The 16,243-nt window shown below is 65.6% G+C and carries 14 protein-coding genes and 1 tRNA gene; 1 reads left to right on the top strand and 14 read right to left on the bottom strand.

What is annotated here, in order from left to right:
* Positions 1 to 81: 81 nt before the first annotated feature.
* The 7 genes from MEU52_RS13905 to MEU52_RS13875 form a co-directional block, all read right to left on the bottom strand.
* Positions 82 to 282, bottom strand: coding sequence for a hypothetical protein (locus MEU52_RS13905; RefSeq protein WP_238123050.1), 201 nt, complete (start codon positions 280 to 282; stop codon positions 82 to 84).
* A gap of 84 nt (positions 283 to 366) precedes the next feature.
* Positions 367 to 1,776: an ammonium transporter gene (locus MEU52_RS13900; protein WP_238123049.1), complete on the bottom strand. Its 1,410-nt coding sequence runs from the start codon at positions 1,774 to 1,776 to the stop codon at positions 367 to 369.
* A gap of 560 nt (positions 1,777 to 2,336) precedes the next feature.
* The gene (gene glnT / locus MEU52_RS13895) at positions 2,337 to 3,698 is read right to left on the bottom strand and encodes a type III glutamate--ammonia ligase (protein WP_238123048.1); all 1,362 of its coding nucleotides are present in this window, start codon (positions 3,696 to 3,698) and stop codon (positions 2,337 to 2,339) included.
* 198 nt (positions 3,699 to 3,896) lie between these two features.
* Positions 3,897 to 5,234 (bottom strand): FMN-binding glutamate synthase family protein, encoded by a 1,338-nt coding sequence (locus tag MEU52_RS13890; RefSeq protein WP_238123047.1) that lies wholly within the window; start codon positions 5,232 to 5,234, stop codon positions 3,897 to 3,899.
* A gap of 10 nt (positions 5,235 to 5,244) precedes the next feature.
* Positions 5,245 to 5,955, bottom strand: coding sequence for a protein glxC (locus tag MEU52_RS13885; protein ID WP_273546356.1), 711 nt, complete (start codon positions 5,953 to 5,955; stop codon positions 5,245 to 5,247).
* Between the two features lie 26 nt (positions 5,956 to 5,981).
* Complete coding sequence (locus MEU52_RS13880; RefSeq protein WP_238123045.1) at positions 5,982 to 6,881, bottom strand: class II glutamine amidotransferase; 900 nt, start codon at positions 6,879 to 6,881, stop codon at positions 5,982 to 5,984.
* A gap of 127 nt (positions 6,882 to 7,008) precedes the next feature.
* Positions 7,009 to 7,689, bottom strand: coding sequence for a helix-turn-helix domain-containing protein (locus tag MEU52_RS13875; protein WP_238123044.1), 681 nt, complete (start codon positions 7,687 to 7,689; stop codon positions 7,009 to 7,011).
* 226 nt (positions 7,690 to 7,915) lie between these two features.
* On the opposite strand from MEU52_RS13875, the gene MEU52_RS13870 reads away from it, so the two are divergent.
* Positions 7,916 to 7,991 (top strand) — tRNA-Phe (locus tag MEU52_RS13870).
* Positions 7,992 to 9,016: 1,025 nt separating this feature from the next.
* On the opposite strand, the gene MEU52_RS13865 is transcribed toward MEU52_RS13870, so the two are convergent.
* The 7 genes from MEU52_RS13865 to MEU52_RS13835 form a co-directional block, all read right to left on the bottom strand.
* Positions 9,017 to 10,516 carry a tripartite tricarboxylate transporter permease gene (locus tag MEU52_RS13865; protein ID WP_238123043.1) on the bottom strand — a complete coding sequence of 500 codons (1,500 nt, stop codon included), beginning with the start codon at positions 10,514 to 10,516 and terminating at the stop codon, positions 9,017 to 9,019.
* A complete protein-coding gene (locus tag MEU52_RS13860; RefSeq protein WP_238123148.1) occupies positions 10,516 to 10,938 on the bottom strand; it encodes a tripartite tricarboxylate transporter TctB family protein in 423 nt (140 codons plus the stop codon). The genes MEU52_RS13865 and MEU52_RS13860 overlap by 1 nt, the downstream gene beginning before the upstream one ends.
* A 93-nt stretch (positions 10,939 to 11,031) precedes the next feature.
* Positions 11,032 to 11,898 (bottom strand): fumarylacetoacetate hydrolase family protein, encoded by an 867-nt coding sequence (locus tag MEU52_RS13855; protein WP_238123042.1) that lies wholly within the window; start codon positions 11,896 to 11,898, stop codon positions 11,032 to 11,034.
* 257 nt (positions 11,899 to 12,155) lie between these two features.
* The gene (locus tag MEU52_RS13850) at positions 12,156 to 13,028 is read right to left on the bottom strand and encodes a GntR family transcriptional regulator (RefSeq protein WP_238123041.1); all 873 of its coding nucleotides are present in this window, start codon (positions 13,026 to 13,028) and stop codon (positions 12,156 to 12,158) included.
* Between the two features lie 188 nt (positions 13,029 to 13,216).
* Positions 13,217 to 14,188 (bottom strand): Bug family tripartite tricarboxylate transporter substrate binding protein, encoded by a 972-nt coding sequence (locus tag MEU52_RS13845; protein ID WP_238123040.1) that lies wholly within the window; start codon positions 14,186 to 14,188, stop codon positions 13,217 to 13,219.
* A gap of 47 nt (positions 14,189 to 14,235) precedes the next feature.
* Positions 14,236 to 15,015, bottom strand: a complete 780-nt coding sequence (locus MEU52_RS13840; protein ID WP_238123039.1) for an SDR family oxidoreductase — start codon at positions 15,013 to 15,015, stop codon at positions 14,236 to 14,238.
* 147 nt (positions 15,016 to 15,162) lie between these two features.
* Positions 15,163 to 16,038, bottom strand: coding sequence for a polysaccharide deacetylase family protein (locus tag MEU52_RS13835; RefSeq protein ID WP_238123038.1), 876 nt, complete (start codon positions 16,036 to 16,038; stop codon positions 15,163 to 15,165).
* Positions 16,039 to 16,243: the final 205 nt, after the last annotated feature.

The following is a 16,243-nucleotide window of genomic DNA, read 5'->3' as shown; positions in this document are numbered from 1 at the left end:
GCGAAAACGGGGCCCGCCTGCCGGCGCGCCCCGTCACGACATGGTGCACTGTCACGACATGGTGCACTTCGCGCGCGCGGCTCACTCAGCCGGGGTCGCCACCGCCTCGGCGCTGTGGTCGAGCATCACTTCATGGGACGCCTTGTCCATGGAGATCTGCTTGGCGATGAAGGCGACGAAGAACACCAGCCCGATCACCGCGAACAGCGGCTCGAAACCGGCGAAGGGGTAGAGCTCCGCCATGTTGGGGAGCTGGGTGAGCGACGTGATACCGGTGTGCATGGACACGCTCCTCTGCGGGAAAGAGGGCCCGCGGGGCCCGATGATGGGTGAAGGGGCCGGCGCCGCGCGGGCGCCGGCAGGGGCTCACAGCTTGGCTTCCTTGCGCTGGATGCTCTCGAACGCCTGTTCCATGCCCGAGTGGTGCGGGTAGGTGGCGGGCACGTGCTTGCCGTCGAGGCCGAGCACCTCCACCGCCGCCGGCACCCGCAGCATGCCGAACAGCGCCAGCAGCTTGGAGATGACGTAGCCGGGGATGAAGCCGAAGCCGATGGCGAACACCAGCGAGCCGATGATGTTGCCCATGGGGGTGATCACCGGCAGGCCCTCGGCATTGACGCCGAACCAGCCCACGCCCTCGCCGAGGGCGATGGCCGCGCCGGAGGAGGGCAGCACCGCGGGATACCCCCACAGGGCGAAGCCGGCGATGATGCCACCGAACAGGCCACAATAGCCGTGCACGGCCACCGCGCCCACCGCATCGTCGATCTTGAACCGGCGCTCCACCCAATAGTGCAGCTTGTAGGCCATGATGGTGCCGGCCACCGCGATCACCAGGGCGATGATGGGGTGGTACAGATCGTTGCCGGCGCTGGCCGAGATGAGGCCGGTGAGGCCGCCCGAATAGGTCCAGTAGGCATTGCCGTTGGAGATCATGTAGGCCGCCACCATGCCGCCGAACAGGGCGAGCATGAAGTTCATGGTGACACCCGACAGGGTGATCGGAACGCCATAGATGTTGGTGGCGGTGAAGTAGGGCGCGGCCTCGGTACCGACATTGACGATCGGGATGTGGCAGGCGGCGTAGAAGCCCCAGAAGCCCACATAGATCATGAACAGGCCGATGGTGACGAGCCAGGGATTGTGCGCCGGGATCTCACGCGGAGTGCCATCGGCCGCGAACTTGCCGATGCGCGGGCCCACGTTCATCAGCACGCCCAGGGTGGCAAAGCCCGCCACCGAATGCAGGATGGCCGAGCAATACTGGTCGTGGAAGCCCAGATACTGTGCCATCCAGCCGTTGCCGGCCCAGGCCCAGGCCGCCGGGATGACCCAGGCGATGGCGCCCACATAGATGGCGATGAGGAAGAAGCCCGAGGTCTTGGTCCGCTCGATGAGTGCGCCGGAGACGATGGAGGCGGCGGTCATGCCGAACAGGGCGAAGGCGGCCCAGAACACGCCGGAGATGCGATCCGACAGGTTGGGGGCGATCTTTGTGGACCACGGCTCGAAACCGGTGGTGAAGCTGAGTGAGGTGGCCGAAACCGGCCAGCCCTGGAAGGCGATGTAAAGCCACATGCCGAACAGGAAGAAGGCGAGACCCACCAGCGGAATCGCCATGGTGTTCTTAAGCAGGGTGTGCTGCACGTTCTTCACCCGTGCGGCCCCCACCTCGTACATGCAAAACCCTACATGGATGAAGAACATCAGGACGACCGTCAGGAAGTAATAGAATTCCGTGAAGATGGTCGTCAGGGCGGCCAATTGCTCAGTCATGCTGGTCCCCGAACGCAGTTGTCGGATCGCCATGACGCCGATTGAAAGCGCTCCCCCGGAGCCCCCTTCCGCTGTGTCATGGACTTTTACTCTGGAGCAACAATTATGCCACAGAGTCATAAATCGACGGCCGCCGGGGCCGGGCGCGGGCCGGGATTGCCGGCTGCTGCTGCGACTGCGAAATAAATCATTTGTTTTCAATGGCAAAAGAACCAAGACGCCAAGCATGGGTGCGCGCGGAGAGGCTGATGTTGCGGTCTTGCGCCCTGGAGACATGCTCTGGAGCCACTCCAAAGCAGCTTTCGCCGGCGGGATGTGGGCTTGATCTGCATCAAGAACAGGCGAATAGGGGGTGAGATCCCCATTCCAGAGGTATGATTTGCGCCGATCTGCCTAAGCCTGCGCCAAAACCAATCTTCCTCGGAGTAAACCGACGGCAGCGGCCCCTCATGCTCCCTCCGGCACCGTGGCCGGAGCAAAGAAAAAGGGGGCTGGCACATGGCCAAGCCCCCTGGAGATCGCCTAGAGACGGCGGAAGAACAATCTATGCGCGTATCCGCTCAAATGTCGAGAGTGCGGTCCTTCTCCCATTGGGTAAGATGGCGGGAGAAATCGTTCCACTCATGGGTCTTCAGCTTGAGATAGGCGGAGATGAACTGCGGGCCGAGGCGCTCGCCCAGGACCTTGGATTTCTCCAGCGCCCGCAGGGCATCGAGCAGGTTCAGGGGCAGCTTCTTGGCGCCCTTCACCTTATGGCCGTCGGTATACATGTTGATGTCGAGGCGCTTGCCCGGATCGCGCTCGTTGATGATGCCGTCGAGCCCGGCCGCCAGCATGCCCGCCTGCATCAGATAGGGGTTGGCCGCCCCGTCGGCGAGGCGGAATTCCAGCCGCCCGGCATCGGGAATGCGGATCATGTGGGTGCGGTTGTTGCCGGTGTAGGTCACCGTATTGGGGGCCCAGGTGGCCCCCGACAGGGTGCGCGGGGCGTTGATGCGCTTGTAGGAATTCACCGTGGGATTGGTGATGGCGCACAGCGCGTCGGCATTGTGGATGAGGCCGCCGATGAACTGGTAGGCGAGCTTCGACATGCCCAGCTCGCCCTTGGCATCGGCAAAGGCGTTCTTGCCCTTGTTCCACAGCGACACGTGCGCATGGCAGCCCGAGCCGGTGAGGTCGATGAACGGCTTGGGCATGAAGGTGGCGCGCAGGCCGTGCTTCTCGGCAATGGACTTCACCATGTATTTGAAGAACACATGGCGGTCGGCGGTGAGCAGGGCGTGGTCGTAGTTCCAGTTCATCTCGAACTGGCCGTTGGCGTCCTCGTGGTCGTTCTGATAGGCGCCCCAGCCGAGCTTCAGCATACAATCGCAGATTTCCTTGATCACGTCATAGCGGCGCATCAAGGCAGACTGGTCATAGCAGGGCTTATGGGCGGTATCGGCGGCGTCGGAGATGGTGGTGCCATCGGGGGAGATGAGGAAATACTCGCATTCCACGCCGGTCTTCATGGCGTAGCCGAGGTCGGCGGCGTCGGCGAGCTGCTTCTTCAGCAGGGTGCGCGGCGCCTGCGCCACCTCCTGGCCCCCCATCACGAGGTCGGAGGCGAGCCAGCCGATTTCCTCTTTCCACGGCAGCTGGATCAGGCTCGCCGGATCGGGCACCGCGAACAGGTCGGGGTCGGCGGGCGACATGTCGAGCCAGGTGGCGAAACCGGCGAAGCCGGCGCCATTGCGCTGCATCTCGGCGATGGCGGCGGCCGGCACCAGCTTCGCCCGCAGGCCGCCGAACAGATCCACATAGGAGATCAGGAAGTATTTGATGCCGCGATCCTTGGCGGCCCGGGTGAGATCGGCGGCCGCTTCAACGGCAACCGAGCTGTGGCCTTCCGCCTCGCGGGCGATGTCGGCGATGCGTCTCATGTTCAGTCCTCGGAAGGTCGTCGTATTCACGAACGTGTTGTTCAGAAGGCTTCTTGAAGAAGGGCCCGGCGGTGGCCGCGGGGCAGAGGGTCTTGCGCCCTGTTGTCTTCGGCGGCGGCGCCAGTGGCGCGGCGCCGCGGCTCCCGGTGGAGAGCCAAACGACGCGCCCCGGACACGAGGGCCCGGGGCGAGAGGCGATCAGTAGCCGCCGTTGCGGCCGGGGATCCAGCTGGTGCCGGCCAGCGGAACACCCGCCATGGCCGCCGCCTCCACCGTGAGGGCGACGAGGTCCTCCGGCTCCAGATTGTGCACGTGGCTCTTGCCGCAGGCGCGGGCGATGGTCTGCGCCTCCAGGGTGAGCACCGAGAGATAATTGGCGAGCCGCCGGCCGGCCTTCACCGGATCGAGCCGGGCGGCAAGATCGGGATCCTGGGTGGTGATGCCGGCGGGATCCTTGCCCTCGTGCCAGTCGTCATAGGCGCCGGCGGTGGTGCCGAGGGCCTCGTATTCGGCTTCATAATGGGGGTCGTTGTCGCCCAGCGCCACCAGGGCGGCGGTGCCGATGGAGACCGCATCGGCGCCCAGCGCCAGGGCTTTGGCCACATCGGCGCCGGTGCGGATGCCGCCGGAAACGATGAGCTGCACCTTGCGATGCATGCCCAAATCCTGCAGCGCCTGCACCGCCGGGCGGATGGCGGCGAGGATCGGAATGCCCACGTGCTCGATGAACACATCCTGGGTGGCGGCGGTGCCGCCCTGCATGCCGTCCAGCACCACCACGTCGGCACCCGACTTCACCGCCAGCGCGGTGTCGTAATAGGGGCGGGAGGCGCCGACCTTCACATAGATGGGCTTTTCCCAATCGGTGATCTCGCGCAGCTCCTCGATCTTGATCTCAAGATCGTCGGGGCCGGTCCAGTCGGGATGGCGGCAGGCCGAGCGCTGGTCGATGCCCTTGGGCAGGGTGCGCATGGCGGCGACGCGATCGGAGATCTTCTGGCCCAGCAGCATGCCGCCGCCGCCGGGCTTGGCGCCCTGGCCGATCACCACCTCGATGGCGTCCGCCTTGCGCAGATCCACCGGGTTCATGCCATAGCGCGAGGGCAGATACTGATAGACCAGGATCTCCGACTGTCCGCGCTCCTCCGGCGTCATGCCGCCGTCACCGGTGGTGGTGGAGGTGCCGACGATGGAGGCGCCGCGCCCCAGCGCTTCCTTGGCCTGGGCGGAGAGCGCCCCGAAGCTCATGCCGGCGATGGTGACCGGGATCTTGAGGTGAATGGGCTTCTTGGCGAAGCGGGTGCCGAGCACCACCTCGGTGCCGCACTTCTCCCGGTAGCCTTCCAGCGGATAGCGCGACATGGAGGCGCCGAGGAACAGGAGATCGTCGAAATGGGGCACCTTGCGCTTGGTGCCGCCGCCGCGGATGTCATAGATGCCGGTGGCGGCCGCCCGCCGGATCTCCGACAGGGTGTGCGGATCGAAGGTGGCGGAAAAGCGGGGCAGGGTGCGTGGCGTGGTGTTGTGGGCGGTCATCGTGGCACCCTCAGTACGCATCAGCGTTGTCGACGTGGAAATTGTAGAGCTTGCGGGCGGAGCCGTAGCGCTTGAACTCGGAGAGATCGACGCTGCCGGGGGCAATGCCGGCCGCCTCCAGCTTGGCGGCGATGAGCGCCTTGTGCTCGTCCCGCAGTTCCTTCTCGATGCAGTCGGCACCCAGCGATTTCACGCCGCCGCGCACGAACAGCTTGGCCTCATAGAGGCTGTCGCCGAGCGCCTCGCCGGCCTCGCCGAACACGATGAGCGCGCCGGATTGGCCCATGAAGGCGCTCATGTGGCCCACCGAGCCCTTCACCACGATATCCACCCCCTTCATGGAGATGCCGCAGCGGGCGGAGGCGTTGCCGTCGATCACCAGCAGGCCGCCATGGGCGGTGGCGCCGGCGGACTGGCTGGCATCGCCGCACACATGGACGAAGCCGCTCATCATGTTCTCGGCGACGCCCTGGCCGGCATTGCCGCGGATGATCACCGAGGCGGCCTGGTTCATGCCGGCGCAGTAATAGCCCACGTTGCCCTCGATCTCGATGCTGATCGGCGCATCGACACCGGCGGCGATGGCATGCCGCCCTTCCGGGTTCAGCACCCGCCACAGGCGGGCATTGCTGCCGTCGGAGGCCTGATGCAGGGCCGCATTCAGCTCCCGCACCGAAGACGTGGCGAGATCGAAGGTGACCTCGGGGGCGATGGCGTTCAAGGCGGTGGCGTTCAAGGCTGCGGGGCTCACTGGGCGCGCTCCCAGAAATAGACGGTGGCGGGTTCGGGCTCGAACACCCGGGCGGTCTCGATGCCGGGCAGGTCCACGAGGGCGCGGTATTCGGAGCCGAACGCCACATAGCGATCGGTCTCGGCCATCACCGCCGGCTTGCAGGCGACCGGGTCGCGCAGCACGCCGAAGCCGTTCTCGGTGCCCACCACGAAGGTGTAGAAGCCATCGAGATCCTTCAGACCGGCTTCCAGCGCCTCGCCCAGGCTCGCGCCCTGCTTGAGCCGCCAGGTGAGATAGCCGGCCGCCACCTCGCTGTCGTTCTCGGTCTCGAAGCTAATGCCCTCGCGGGTCAGCGCGCGGCGCAAAGCGTTGTGGTTGGAGAGCGAGCCGTTGTGCACCAGGCACTGGTCGGCGCCGGTGGAGAAGGGATGGGCGCCGGCGGTGGTCACCGCGCTCTCGGTGGCCATGCGGGTGTGGCCGATGCCGTGGGTGCCGGACATCCTGGCGAGGCCGAAGGTGTCCGCCACCGTGGCCGGCAGGCCCACCTCCTTGAAGATTTCCATGCGCGCGCCGGTGCCCACCACGGTCACTTCCGGATGCTGGGCGGCGAGGAAGGCGCGCACTGCGGCCTCGCGCGCCGCCGGCACCTCGACAATGGCGTGGGTGGCGCGCTGGGTGAGCGCCGGCATGCCATCGGCGGGGATCGACAGGCCGGCGGCCAGGGCATTGAAATCATAGCCCTTGGCGGCGCGCAGTGAGAGCTTCACCTTGTCCTGCGCGCCGCTGCCGTAGACGGCGAACCCGGCGCTGTCCGGCCCGCGACCGGTCATCACGCAGAGCATGGACGCGAGCATGGTTCCGAGCTCTCCCTCGAGAGCGGGATCCTTCAAGAATATACCGACGATGCCGCACATGGCGCTGTCACTGGCTCCATTCCCGGGCCGCCGATGCGGCCTTGAGCTCAGTGGTACGCCGGATGCGCCATGGCGTCAATGTCGACGAATAAAAGTTTCCTAAAAAGAAAATACGGCGACCACAGGCTCAGTGGCGGTCGCGGCCATAGACGATGATGGACAGGTAGCTCATGGGGGTGACGATGAGGTCCTCGGGGCCGTGGGAGGCGCCGGAATCGAACATCAGCGCATCGCCGGGGCGCAGGTGATAGGTGCGGTCGGCGTGGCGGTAGAGCACCTCGCCTGAGAGCATGTAGATGAACTCCACCCCGGCGTGGCGAAAGCCGGTGTAGGGCGCGGCTTCCTCCGACAGGCTAATGAGATAGGGCTCGACCACGATGTCGCCGCCCAGGCCATGGCCGAGTAGCTGATACTGATGGCCCACCTTGGTGCCGCGTCGCTCGATGACCACCCCTTGATTCGCGCGCACGAACGAGCAGTCGCGCCGTTCCTCGAAGGCCGAGAACAGCGTGGTGATGGGCACGTTCAGCGCCTTGGAGATGGCCTGCAGGGTGGCGAGGGAGGGGGAAATCTGCCCGTTTTCGATCTTCGAGAGCATGCCGACGGAGATGCCGGCCGCCCCCGCGAGGTCGGAAACGGTGAGGTCCAGCTCACGGCGGATCGCCCGCACCTGGACCCCGAGCGCCTGTTCCAGGGTGGCGGCGGCAGCGGCGGGAGCGCCCGAACCGGTGGTGTAATCCGCGCTTTCGGCTGCGTCTTGGCCCCCACGGGGCTTGCGTTCCACCACGTCTGTCCCTTTCACGCTCATCTCGGCCGCATCTTCATGCGGCGGACACCTTGCCAGTTTCCGCAGAAGAAAACACCTCGAATCCCCGCCTTTCGCGCCCGGCTGGCCGCCGCCGCGCTGGCATGCGGCGAAGCTTGTCCACAGGCGCAGCGCCCATGAGCCCGTCACGGCGCCCATGGCACTGGACAGGGCCGCGAGGGGCCAGTATAGACACCCACCTCGCACCGGCGCTGCGGCGCCTCGCGAAGCCCAGGTAGCTCAGTTGGTAGAGCATGCGACTGAAAATCGCAGTGTCGGTGGTTCGATTCCGCCCCTGGGCACCATTTTCTCATTAAAACTCAATGATTTGAGAGCATCCCTGCGCCTTGTGGTGCAGGCGTTCGTCTGTGCAGGGCTTCGTCTGTGCTGGGCGCACCCTGGGGTGGCCGAGCGGTCGCGCTCGGCATCCACGGAGGTGCGGCCTGCGCCGCTCGGCCAGTGCCGCCGGAAAGCGTCGCGGCACGAAGGCCTGGCTGTGTCCGGTTGCGGCATCTCGAAAGAGCATCGTGGGAACGGAGCGCCGTGATCGATACGGACGATGGTGGCATGCCCCGGGCGAGCGGCCAGTGCGCGTCCGGTCCTCTGTTGCGCGACGATGGGGCGGAGGCACCTCGACGGGTTTCGCGCCGGTGTCGCTTGCAAAAGCTCCGTGAGGCCGGCGTTGGGCGTTTCGGTGCCGGAAGAATCGATCCCGATGTCGCGCCGAACGCGCGTGACGTGGGCGCGTGACGTGGGCCCACTGCTTCGCCGATGATTCCGGAGGTCATCAGCGTCCGGCTCGGACGTGTGACCGATACGGCACGATCCGTTATGCCAGCGGGCCGGAACGCCATGCAGATGATGTCGCTCACCACGTGGCGATCATCGCCCCGAGGCTCGCCGTGGGACAACGGAAGGAACGGCGCTGCGAACCGTCCGCTTCGCCTACGCGTCGCCAAGGCTCATGAGCCTGTGCGTGTCCTGGCCCTCCACCGGGAACCGGCCGTTGAACGTCTCGATGAAGCCGTTGTCCGTCAGCTTGGCGTTCTCATCCTTGAGCTGACGCCGCCGGCATCTTTGCGGGCAGCGGCCCCGGGTATTTCCTGTGTCAGTTGCAGAGGGGCGCGTCCAAAATCTCCGCCTTCGGGCTCCCCTCTGCCACCGGTGTTTCGTCTTCCGCCTGCTTCAACACAAACGCGAGCTGTGCCTCCGTGGGCTTCGACCTGGTCAGGGAATTCTCCGCGTCCATGAGCCGGGATCGTCGGCGGAGAATTCCAGCTCACAGCGGCCTCAACGGAGGCCACAGTGGTGATCTGCAGACGCGCACCATTCAGCCGAGGCGCCGTCGCAGGTGCAGCCAGATGCCGTAGGCCAGGATGCAGCCGGTGATCACGAAGATCCCGAGGCTGATGGGCCGGTCCACGAAGGTCATGAAGTCACCCTGGGAAATGGCCATGGCGCGGCGGAAATGCTGCTCCATCAGCGGGCCCAGCACGAAGCCCAGCAGCAGGGAGGCGGCCGGCAGGCGCGCCCAGCGCATCAGGAAGCCCATGGCGCCGAAGAAGATCACCACCCACACGCCGAACGTGGTGTTCGACACACCAAAGATGCCGACGCAGATGAACGCCAGGATCGCCGGATAGAGCAGGTGATACGGCAGCGTGAGCAGGCGCACCCAGATGCCGATCAGCGGCACGTTGAGCACCAGCAGCAGCACGTTGCCGATCCAGAAGCTCATCACCAGGCCCCAGAACACGTCTGGGTGGCTGGTCATCATCTCCGGGCCGGGGGTGATGCCCTGGATCATCAGCGCTCCGATCATCAGTGCCATGGTGGCGCTGCCGGGAATGCCGAGGGTCATGGTAGGAATGAATGCGGTCTGGTCCGCGGCATTGTTGGCCGCTTCCGGAGAAACGATGCCTTCAATGGCTCCGTGGCCGAACCGGGAGGGGTCCTTCGCCACGCGTTTTTCCACCGCGTAAGAAAGGAAGGAGGCGATGGTGGGGCCGGTTCCCGGCAGCGTGCCGAAGAAGGCGCCGATGCCGGTGCCGCGCAGGGTGGGCGCGATGGAGCGGCGGATGTCGTCCCGCGTCGGCATCATGGAGCGCAGGGTCACTTTTTCGCGCAGGGCTTCGAGCGGGGGCAGCCGCACGCTGGAGATAACCTCCGCTACGCCGAACAGGCCCATGGCGACGGGAATGAGCCCGATGCCCTCATCCAGTTCGAGCATGCCGAACGTGAAGCGCTCGGAGCCTGTATAGATGTCCATGCCCACGGTGCCGAAGATGATGCCGGCCAAGGTCATGGCGAGGCTCTTCAGCACCGAGCCTTCGGAGATGGAGGAGGCCGCCACCAGCCCTAGCACCATGAGGGCGAAATACTCCGCCGAGCCGAACTTCATCGCATAGGCGACGATGACCGGCGAGAACAGCATCATCAGTACGATGCCGATGCTGCCGCCGACGAAGGACGCGGCAGCGGTGAGGAACAGGGCGACGCCTGCCCGGCCCTGCCGCGCCAGCGGATAGCCGTCGAGCGAGGTCACCGCCGAGGAGGCCGAGCCCGGCACGTTGATCAGGATGGCCGCCGTCGAGCTGCCGTAGGCGGTGCCGTACCAGATGCCCGCCAGCATGATGAGCGCCGAGGTGGGATCCAGGTAGAAGGTGATGGGAAAGAGCATGGACATGGCGGCCAGCGGGCCGATGCCCGGCAGGACCCCGATAAAGGTGCCGAGAAACACACCGACAAAGCAGTACCAAAGATTGGCCGGAGATAGCGCCGTCTCGAGGCCGATGCCGATGTTGGCGAAGAGGCTGGGCAGATTTTCCATCACACGGGCCACGTGAACAGGGGCATGGGAATGCCGAGCCCCAGGCTCAGCAGGATCGCGAGCCCGGTCAGGCACGCGGCGAGGATCAGCGTTGAGCGCACCCGGGAGCGTTCGCTGGCCAGCGTGGCGATCACCGTCATGCCGACCATGGCGGCCACCAGCCCCACCCAGTCGAGCAGCAGCGCGAAGGCCGCGATCGCGGCGAGGATGATGGCGGCGGTGCGCACATCGAGGGACGGCAGGGGCGCTCGGGTCAACAGCCCGCGGACGGTAATCACCACCCCAAATGCAGCCAGCAGCCCGCCGGCCCCGGCCGGGAACATGCCCGGCCCCATCTGCCGCGTGGTGCCGATTTCGAGCGTGGAGGTGGCGTGGAAGAATACGAACAGGCCGAAGGCGGCGAGCACGCCTCCCGTCAGCACGTCTTTCAAGTCGCAGCGTGTCATGGCGGCCTTCGCTCCCTGTCTCCGGCATCCGTGATTGGTCGTCTTCGCGCGTGCGGTGTTCGTCCCGCTTCAGGCGGCGCGGGTGGCTTCGTCGGCGATGGGGTTCGAGAGGGTGCCGATGCCGGTCACCTCCACCTCAACGCGATCGCCTGCCTGCATCCACAGCGGCGGCTGGCGGAACGCGCCGACCCCGTCAGGCGTGCCGGAAACGATCACATCGCCCGGCTCCAGAGGGGTGAAGGTGGAGATGTAGCTGATGAGCGTCGGCAGATCGAAGATGAGCTGGGCGAGGCTGGCCTGCTGCACCACCTGGCCGTTGAGGCGCGTGGTAAGGGTCAGCGCGCGATAATCAGGCACGGTGTCAGCCAGAACGATCCAGGGCCCGAAGGCACCGGAGGCGCGGAAGTTCTTGCCGGGCAGAAACTGGGTGGTATGGCGCTGGAAATCGCGGATACTGCCGTCATTGTAGCAGCTGTAACCGAGCACATGGTCCATGGCCTGTGCCGCAGGCACACGCCATCCGGCCTTGCCGATCACCACTGCCAGCTCGCCCTCGAAATCGAACATCTGCGACACGGCGGGGCGGATCATCGGCGCGCCATGGCCGACATGACTGTCCGGCCAGCGGGAGAACAGGGTCGGATAGTCCACCGGCGCCCGGCCGGTCTCGGTCATGTGCCCTTGATAATTGAGCCCGACACAGATGATCTTGTTGGGGTGTGCCAGAGGTGGCAGGAACTCGACCGCGTCCACCGCCACGTCCGGAACGCTCCCGGCGAGCGCCTCGACGGCAGGGCGCACGTTGCCGCCCGTCCGCGCCACCAGCGCATCGAGGGAAGGGCAGGCATCAAGCCGGGCCTTGAGATCGATGATGCCATCGGTGGTGACGAGGCCGAAGGAGGCGGAACCGTTGTGAATGTAGCTTAGAAGGCGCATGGGGGCTTTCCTTGGTGCGCCGCCCCCAATACTGCCGCGAGGCACAATAGGCCTTTGCGGAATCTCAGGCTGGGGTGGGGCGGGCGCGGTTTCCTTCGCATGCTTGCCGGAACCGGAGGCGCGCCGAAATCATCGGCTGCCCCGTTCGGTTCGTGATCCGACGCTGCATGTCATTCTTCATTCGGACCAAACCACGCACCCCATGAGTCCGCAACTAAAAAATCGATCAAATTTCAAAATGTGCAAAAAAATCTATTTTATTGAGCGGATGCCCCGACGCCACGGGCCTTGCGTCCGCGCCGTTTTGCCTCCGGTTCTGCGCTCTCCCCCAGACGCTCCAGGCTGGCGAGCACCAGAGTTACGGTGTTGTCGAAGTGCGTGTTGAGCAGGCGCACCGCGAGGTCGCCATCGCGGCTCACCGCGGCTTCCATGATCTGGCGATGCTCATCCAGCCGCTTGGTTGGCTCACTCTTCATCCGCGCCACCGCGCGGTAGCGCTCCGATGCCGTGAACAGGGTCCGGCAGAAGCTCTTGAGCCATTCCGAGCGGCAGGCGTCGATGAGGCTGGTGTGAAAGGCCAGGTGCGCGGTGTTCCAGTCCGCATTGCGGCCGCTGCCGTCATCGCTTTCGCCGTCGAGGAAGCGGGGGGTCTTGGCGAGGCGGTGGAATGCGAGCAGCACCCCTTCCTCCCACGCCGCATCCCCATGGATAATGGATTCACGCACACCGATCTCGTTGAGCCATTTCTTGGTGCGCACCAGCTCGATCAGTTCCTGCACGGAGAAGCTCGCCACCGTGAAGCCGCGCTGGGCGGTCTGCACGACAAGCCCTTCGCTTGCCAGCCGCGAGAGCGCCTCGCGCATGGGGCTGAGGCCCACCTCGTAGCGCTCGCACAATTCGCGAATGCGCAGCTTCGCGTTGGGCTGCAGCGTGACGTTGAGAATATCTTCGCGCAACCGCGAATAGGCGGAGAGCGCCAGAGTGGTCTTCCCGGAGCCGGTGGTGGCGCCGCCGCCTTTTTCCACGCGCGGGGCAGGCGCGCTCGGCGCGGCTGGTATGTCAGCGCGGCTCGTCTGCCGCCGGCCTGAAGGGGCGGTCGTGCTGGCGACCTTGGTCTTGGTGCTCTTCATGAATGCGATGCGCTCTGAAGGCCACTGATGCAGCGGCCGGAATGAAACCCGGGTTAGCGTGTCACTTTGCGCTTCCCAAAGGCGGGCTGCAATCGGACCCGCGCCTTTGCGATGACGGAGGGCCGGGCACGTCGTCGCGCACCCGGCCCATCTTTCCTCTATGCTGCTTTTTTCTGGCTTTACCGCGCCTATTTCTTCGCCTTCTCCGCGTTGCTCTTGGCGATCACGTCCTCCCACTTGACTGTTTCGGCCACGAGGAAGGTGCGGAACTCGTCCGGGGTCGTGCCGTGGGCTTCCGAGCCGAGGGCACTCAGGTGGGCCACCGCGTCCGGTGTTTGCAGCGCGGCCTGGATCTTTGTGCTGAGGATGTTGATGATCTCACTGGGCGTGCCCTTCGGCGCGAACACGCCATTGAAGGTGACGCCCTGGATGCTGGCGAACCCGGCCTCGGCCATGGTGGGCACGTCGGGGAAGAGCGGGGAGCGCTTGTCTCCCACCACCGCCAGCGCACGCAGGCGGCCGCCCTCGATGTGCTGCTTGGCATCCACCATCTGCTGGAAGCCGGCATCGATCTGGCCGGCCACCAGATCGGCCACCGCGGGCGCGTTGCCGTTGTAGTAGACCTCGGTCCACTTGCTGTCAGTGCTCTGGCGCAGCAGCAGGCCGAGGAAGTGGTTGATGCTCACGAGGCTGCTGATGCCGACGCGAATGTCCCCGGGATGCGCCTTGGCGTAGTCGATGAACGCCTTGACTGTCTTGGCCGGGAAGTCGGCGCGCACCAGCATCAGGTTGGTGGCCTGCGCCAGCATGGAGACAGGCTCAAGGTCCTTTTCCCATTTGTAGGGTGGCTTGGCGCTGGTCATGGGGCCGAACATGATGGGCCCGTTGGAGCCCACGAGCAGCGTGTATCCATCTGGCTTGGAGCGGGCCACGTAGGCCCCCGCGATCATGCCGCCGCCGCCGGGCCTGTTCTCCACCACCACTGGCTGGCCGAGGGTGTCGCCGAGGGCCTTCTGCAGAATGCGGGTGCTGACGTCCACATTGCCGCCGGCGGCATAGGGCACCACCAGGGTGATGGGGCGGCTGGGGAAATCCTCGGCCATCGCGGTCGAGGCGAACAGGCCGGCGGCGAGCGCCATGGCCGTTGAAAAAATACGCATGTCTTCCTCCCTTTCTTTTTTGTTGGGGGCCGGGCTGGTCGCAGCTCTCAGAACAGGCCCGGATAGGACCCGCCATCGAGCTGGAGGCTCTGCCCGGAGATGAAGCCGGCCTGCACGCTGCACAGGAAGGCGCAGGTGTCACCGAACTCCTCGGGGCGGCCGAAGCGGCGGGCGGCGATGGTGTCGGTGATCTTCTTGCGCGCCGCCTCGTAGTCGATGCCGTCCTCGGCCATGATTTTCTTGGCCATGAAGACCTGTCGGCCGGTATCGAAGCGTTCCGGCAGCATATTGTTGATGGTCACGTTGTCCGCTGCGCAGTCGACGGATAGCGCCTTGCACAGGGCCGTGAGGGCGGTGCGCGAGGCGGTGGACAGCCCCATGCGCAGCCGCGGTGACTTCACCATGGCAGAGGTGATGTTGACGATACGCCCGAACCGGCGGGCCCGCATGCCCGGCAACACACCCTTGATCATGAATGTGGCCGCCAGCATGTTGGCATTAATGGCGGCCAGGAAGTCGGCCTCTTCCCAGTCCATGAACTTGCCGGGCGGGGGGCCGTCATTGTTGTTCACCAGGATGTCCGCATCCGGGCAGGCGGCCAGGAGCTTGGCGCGTCCCTCCGCCGTGTTGATGTCGGCCTGCACGATTTGAACCATGCGGCCCGAGGCCGCGAGGATGTCCGCCTGCGCCTCGTCCAGGCTCTCCCGCGTGCGGCCGTTGATGGTGACCGCGCAGCCCGCCTGGGCCAGCGCGGTGGCGCAAGCTTTTCCCAGGCCCCGCGAGGAGGCGCAAACGATGGCCTTGCGCCCCGAAATTCCAAGATCCATGCCCTGCCTTCCCATTGATGCGAATGCACGCGACCCCTCGCCCGGCCCGCGTGAGCGGGCGGCGGGTGGATCTGCACGCGGGAGACGCCGGTGGCGCTCCCGATCCGGAAGAGGTGCCCGGCGCACCGTGCGCCGGGCACGCCGTTCTCATGCGTAGCTGTCGAGGATGTGCTTCACCGCCGCGGAGCGGGTGCCGACCCAGATGTCGTTGGCCTCCGTCGCGATCTTCAGCATCTTCACGTAGATCGACATGCCGAGCGGCCGCCCGAAGACGTGCGAATGGATGGTGGGGTCGAGCCGCACCGCCCCGGTCTCGTATTCGCGCACGTAGTCCAGCCAATCGGTGAACATGTCCAGCATGCCGCGCGGCGGGTTGCCGTGCTTCATGTAGAAGGGCAGGTCGTTGCATTCCATGTTGCTGGCGAACGCGACGATGGTGCCGGCCTCAAACTTCACGAGATAGGGCAGGTCCTCGTTCAGCGTATCACCGTGCCAGAGCAGTCCCTCTTCCGCGAGCAGGCGGCCAGTGTTGGGGCTCGGCGTGCCGCGTGGGCTGATCCAGCCGGTGGGCTTATGCCCGGTGACCTGCGCAATGACGTCGACGCTGCGCCGAATGTTGGCCCGCTCCTCCTCTTCGGAGAGGTAGATGGGAATGATGTCCATGGCGTAGGAGTGGGCGACGATGTCGTGTCCCGCCTCGGCGATGCGGCGAACGATCTCCGGGTGGCGCTCGGCCATCACCCCGTTGACCATCATGGTCGCTTTCACGTTGAAGCGCTCCAGGATGTCGAGGGCCCGGAAGATCCCGCGGCGCGGGCCATATTCGGCAAAGCCGAGGGCATTGAGATCGGGAAAGCCGGGCTTCAGCGGGTTGCCCATCGGGCCAATACCCGGCCAGTGCCCGTCGGACCAGCCCTCGAAGGCGCAGCGGAAGATGACGGCGATCCTCTTCCCGCCCGGCCAGCGGAAGCTGTCGGGCAGCACGACCTCCTCACCGCCCGTGTGAACACTGACATATGCCATGGCGCCTCGCTGTCCTGAGCTTGAATTTCTTATTTGGGCCGCCGGCTTCCTCGGGGAGAGGATCGCCGACGCGCGAATCCAACCACGCTCGCTCCCGTGCGTCAATAATAATCGATTTTTTGAAAAATAAGATGAAAAAATCGACCGATGTCAGTCGGCCCGCGTGTGCGCCCGGCTCGGGCGCGGAGCGGGGGCCAAGGATGGA

The organism is Xanthobacter sp. NM-25, from assembly GCF_022138605.1.
In the GTDB taxonomy this organism is placed as follows: domain Bacteria; phylum Pseudomonadota; class Alphaproteobacteria; order Rhizobiales; family Xanthobacteraceae; genus Xanthobacter.
Note: the sequence above shows the minus strand (reverse complement) of the source record. Positions and strands in the feature narration are given on the sequence as shown.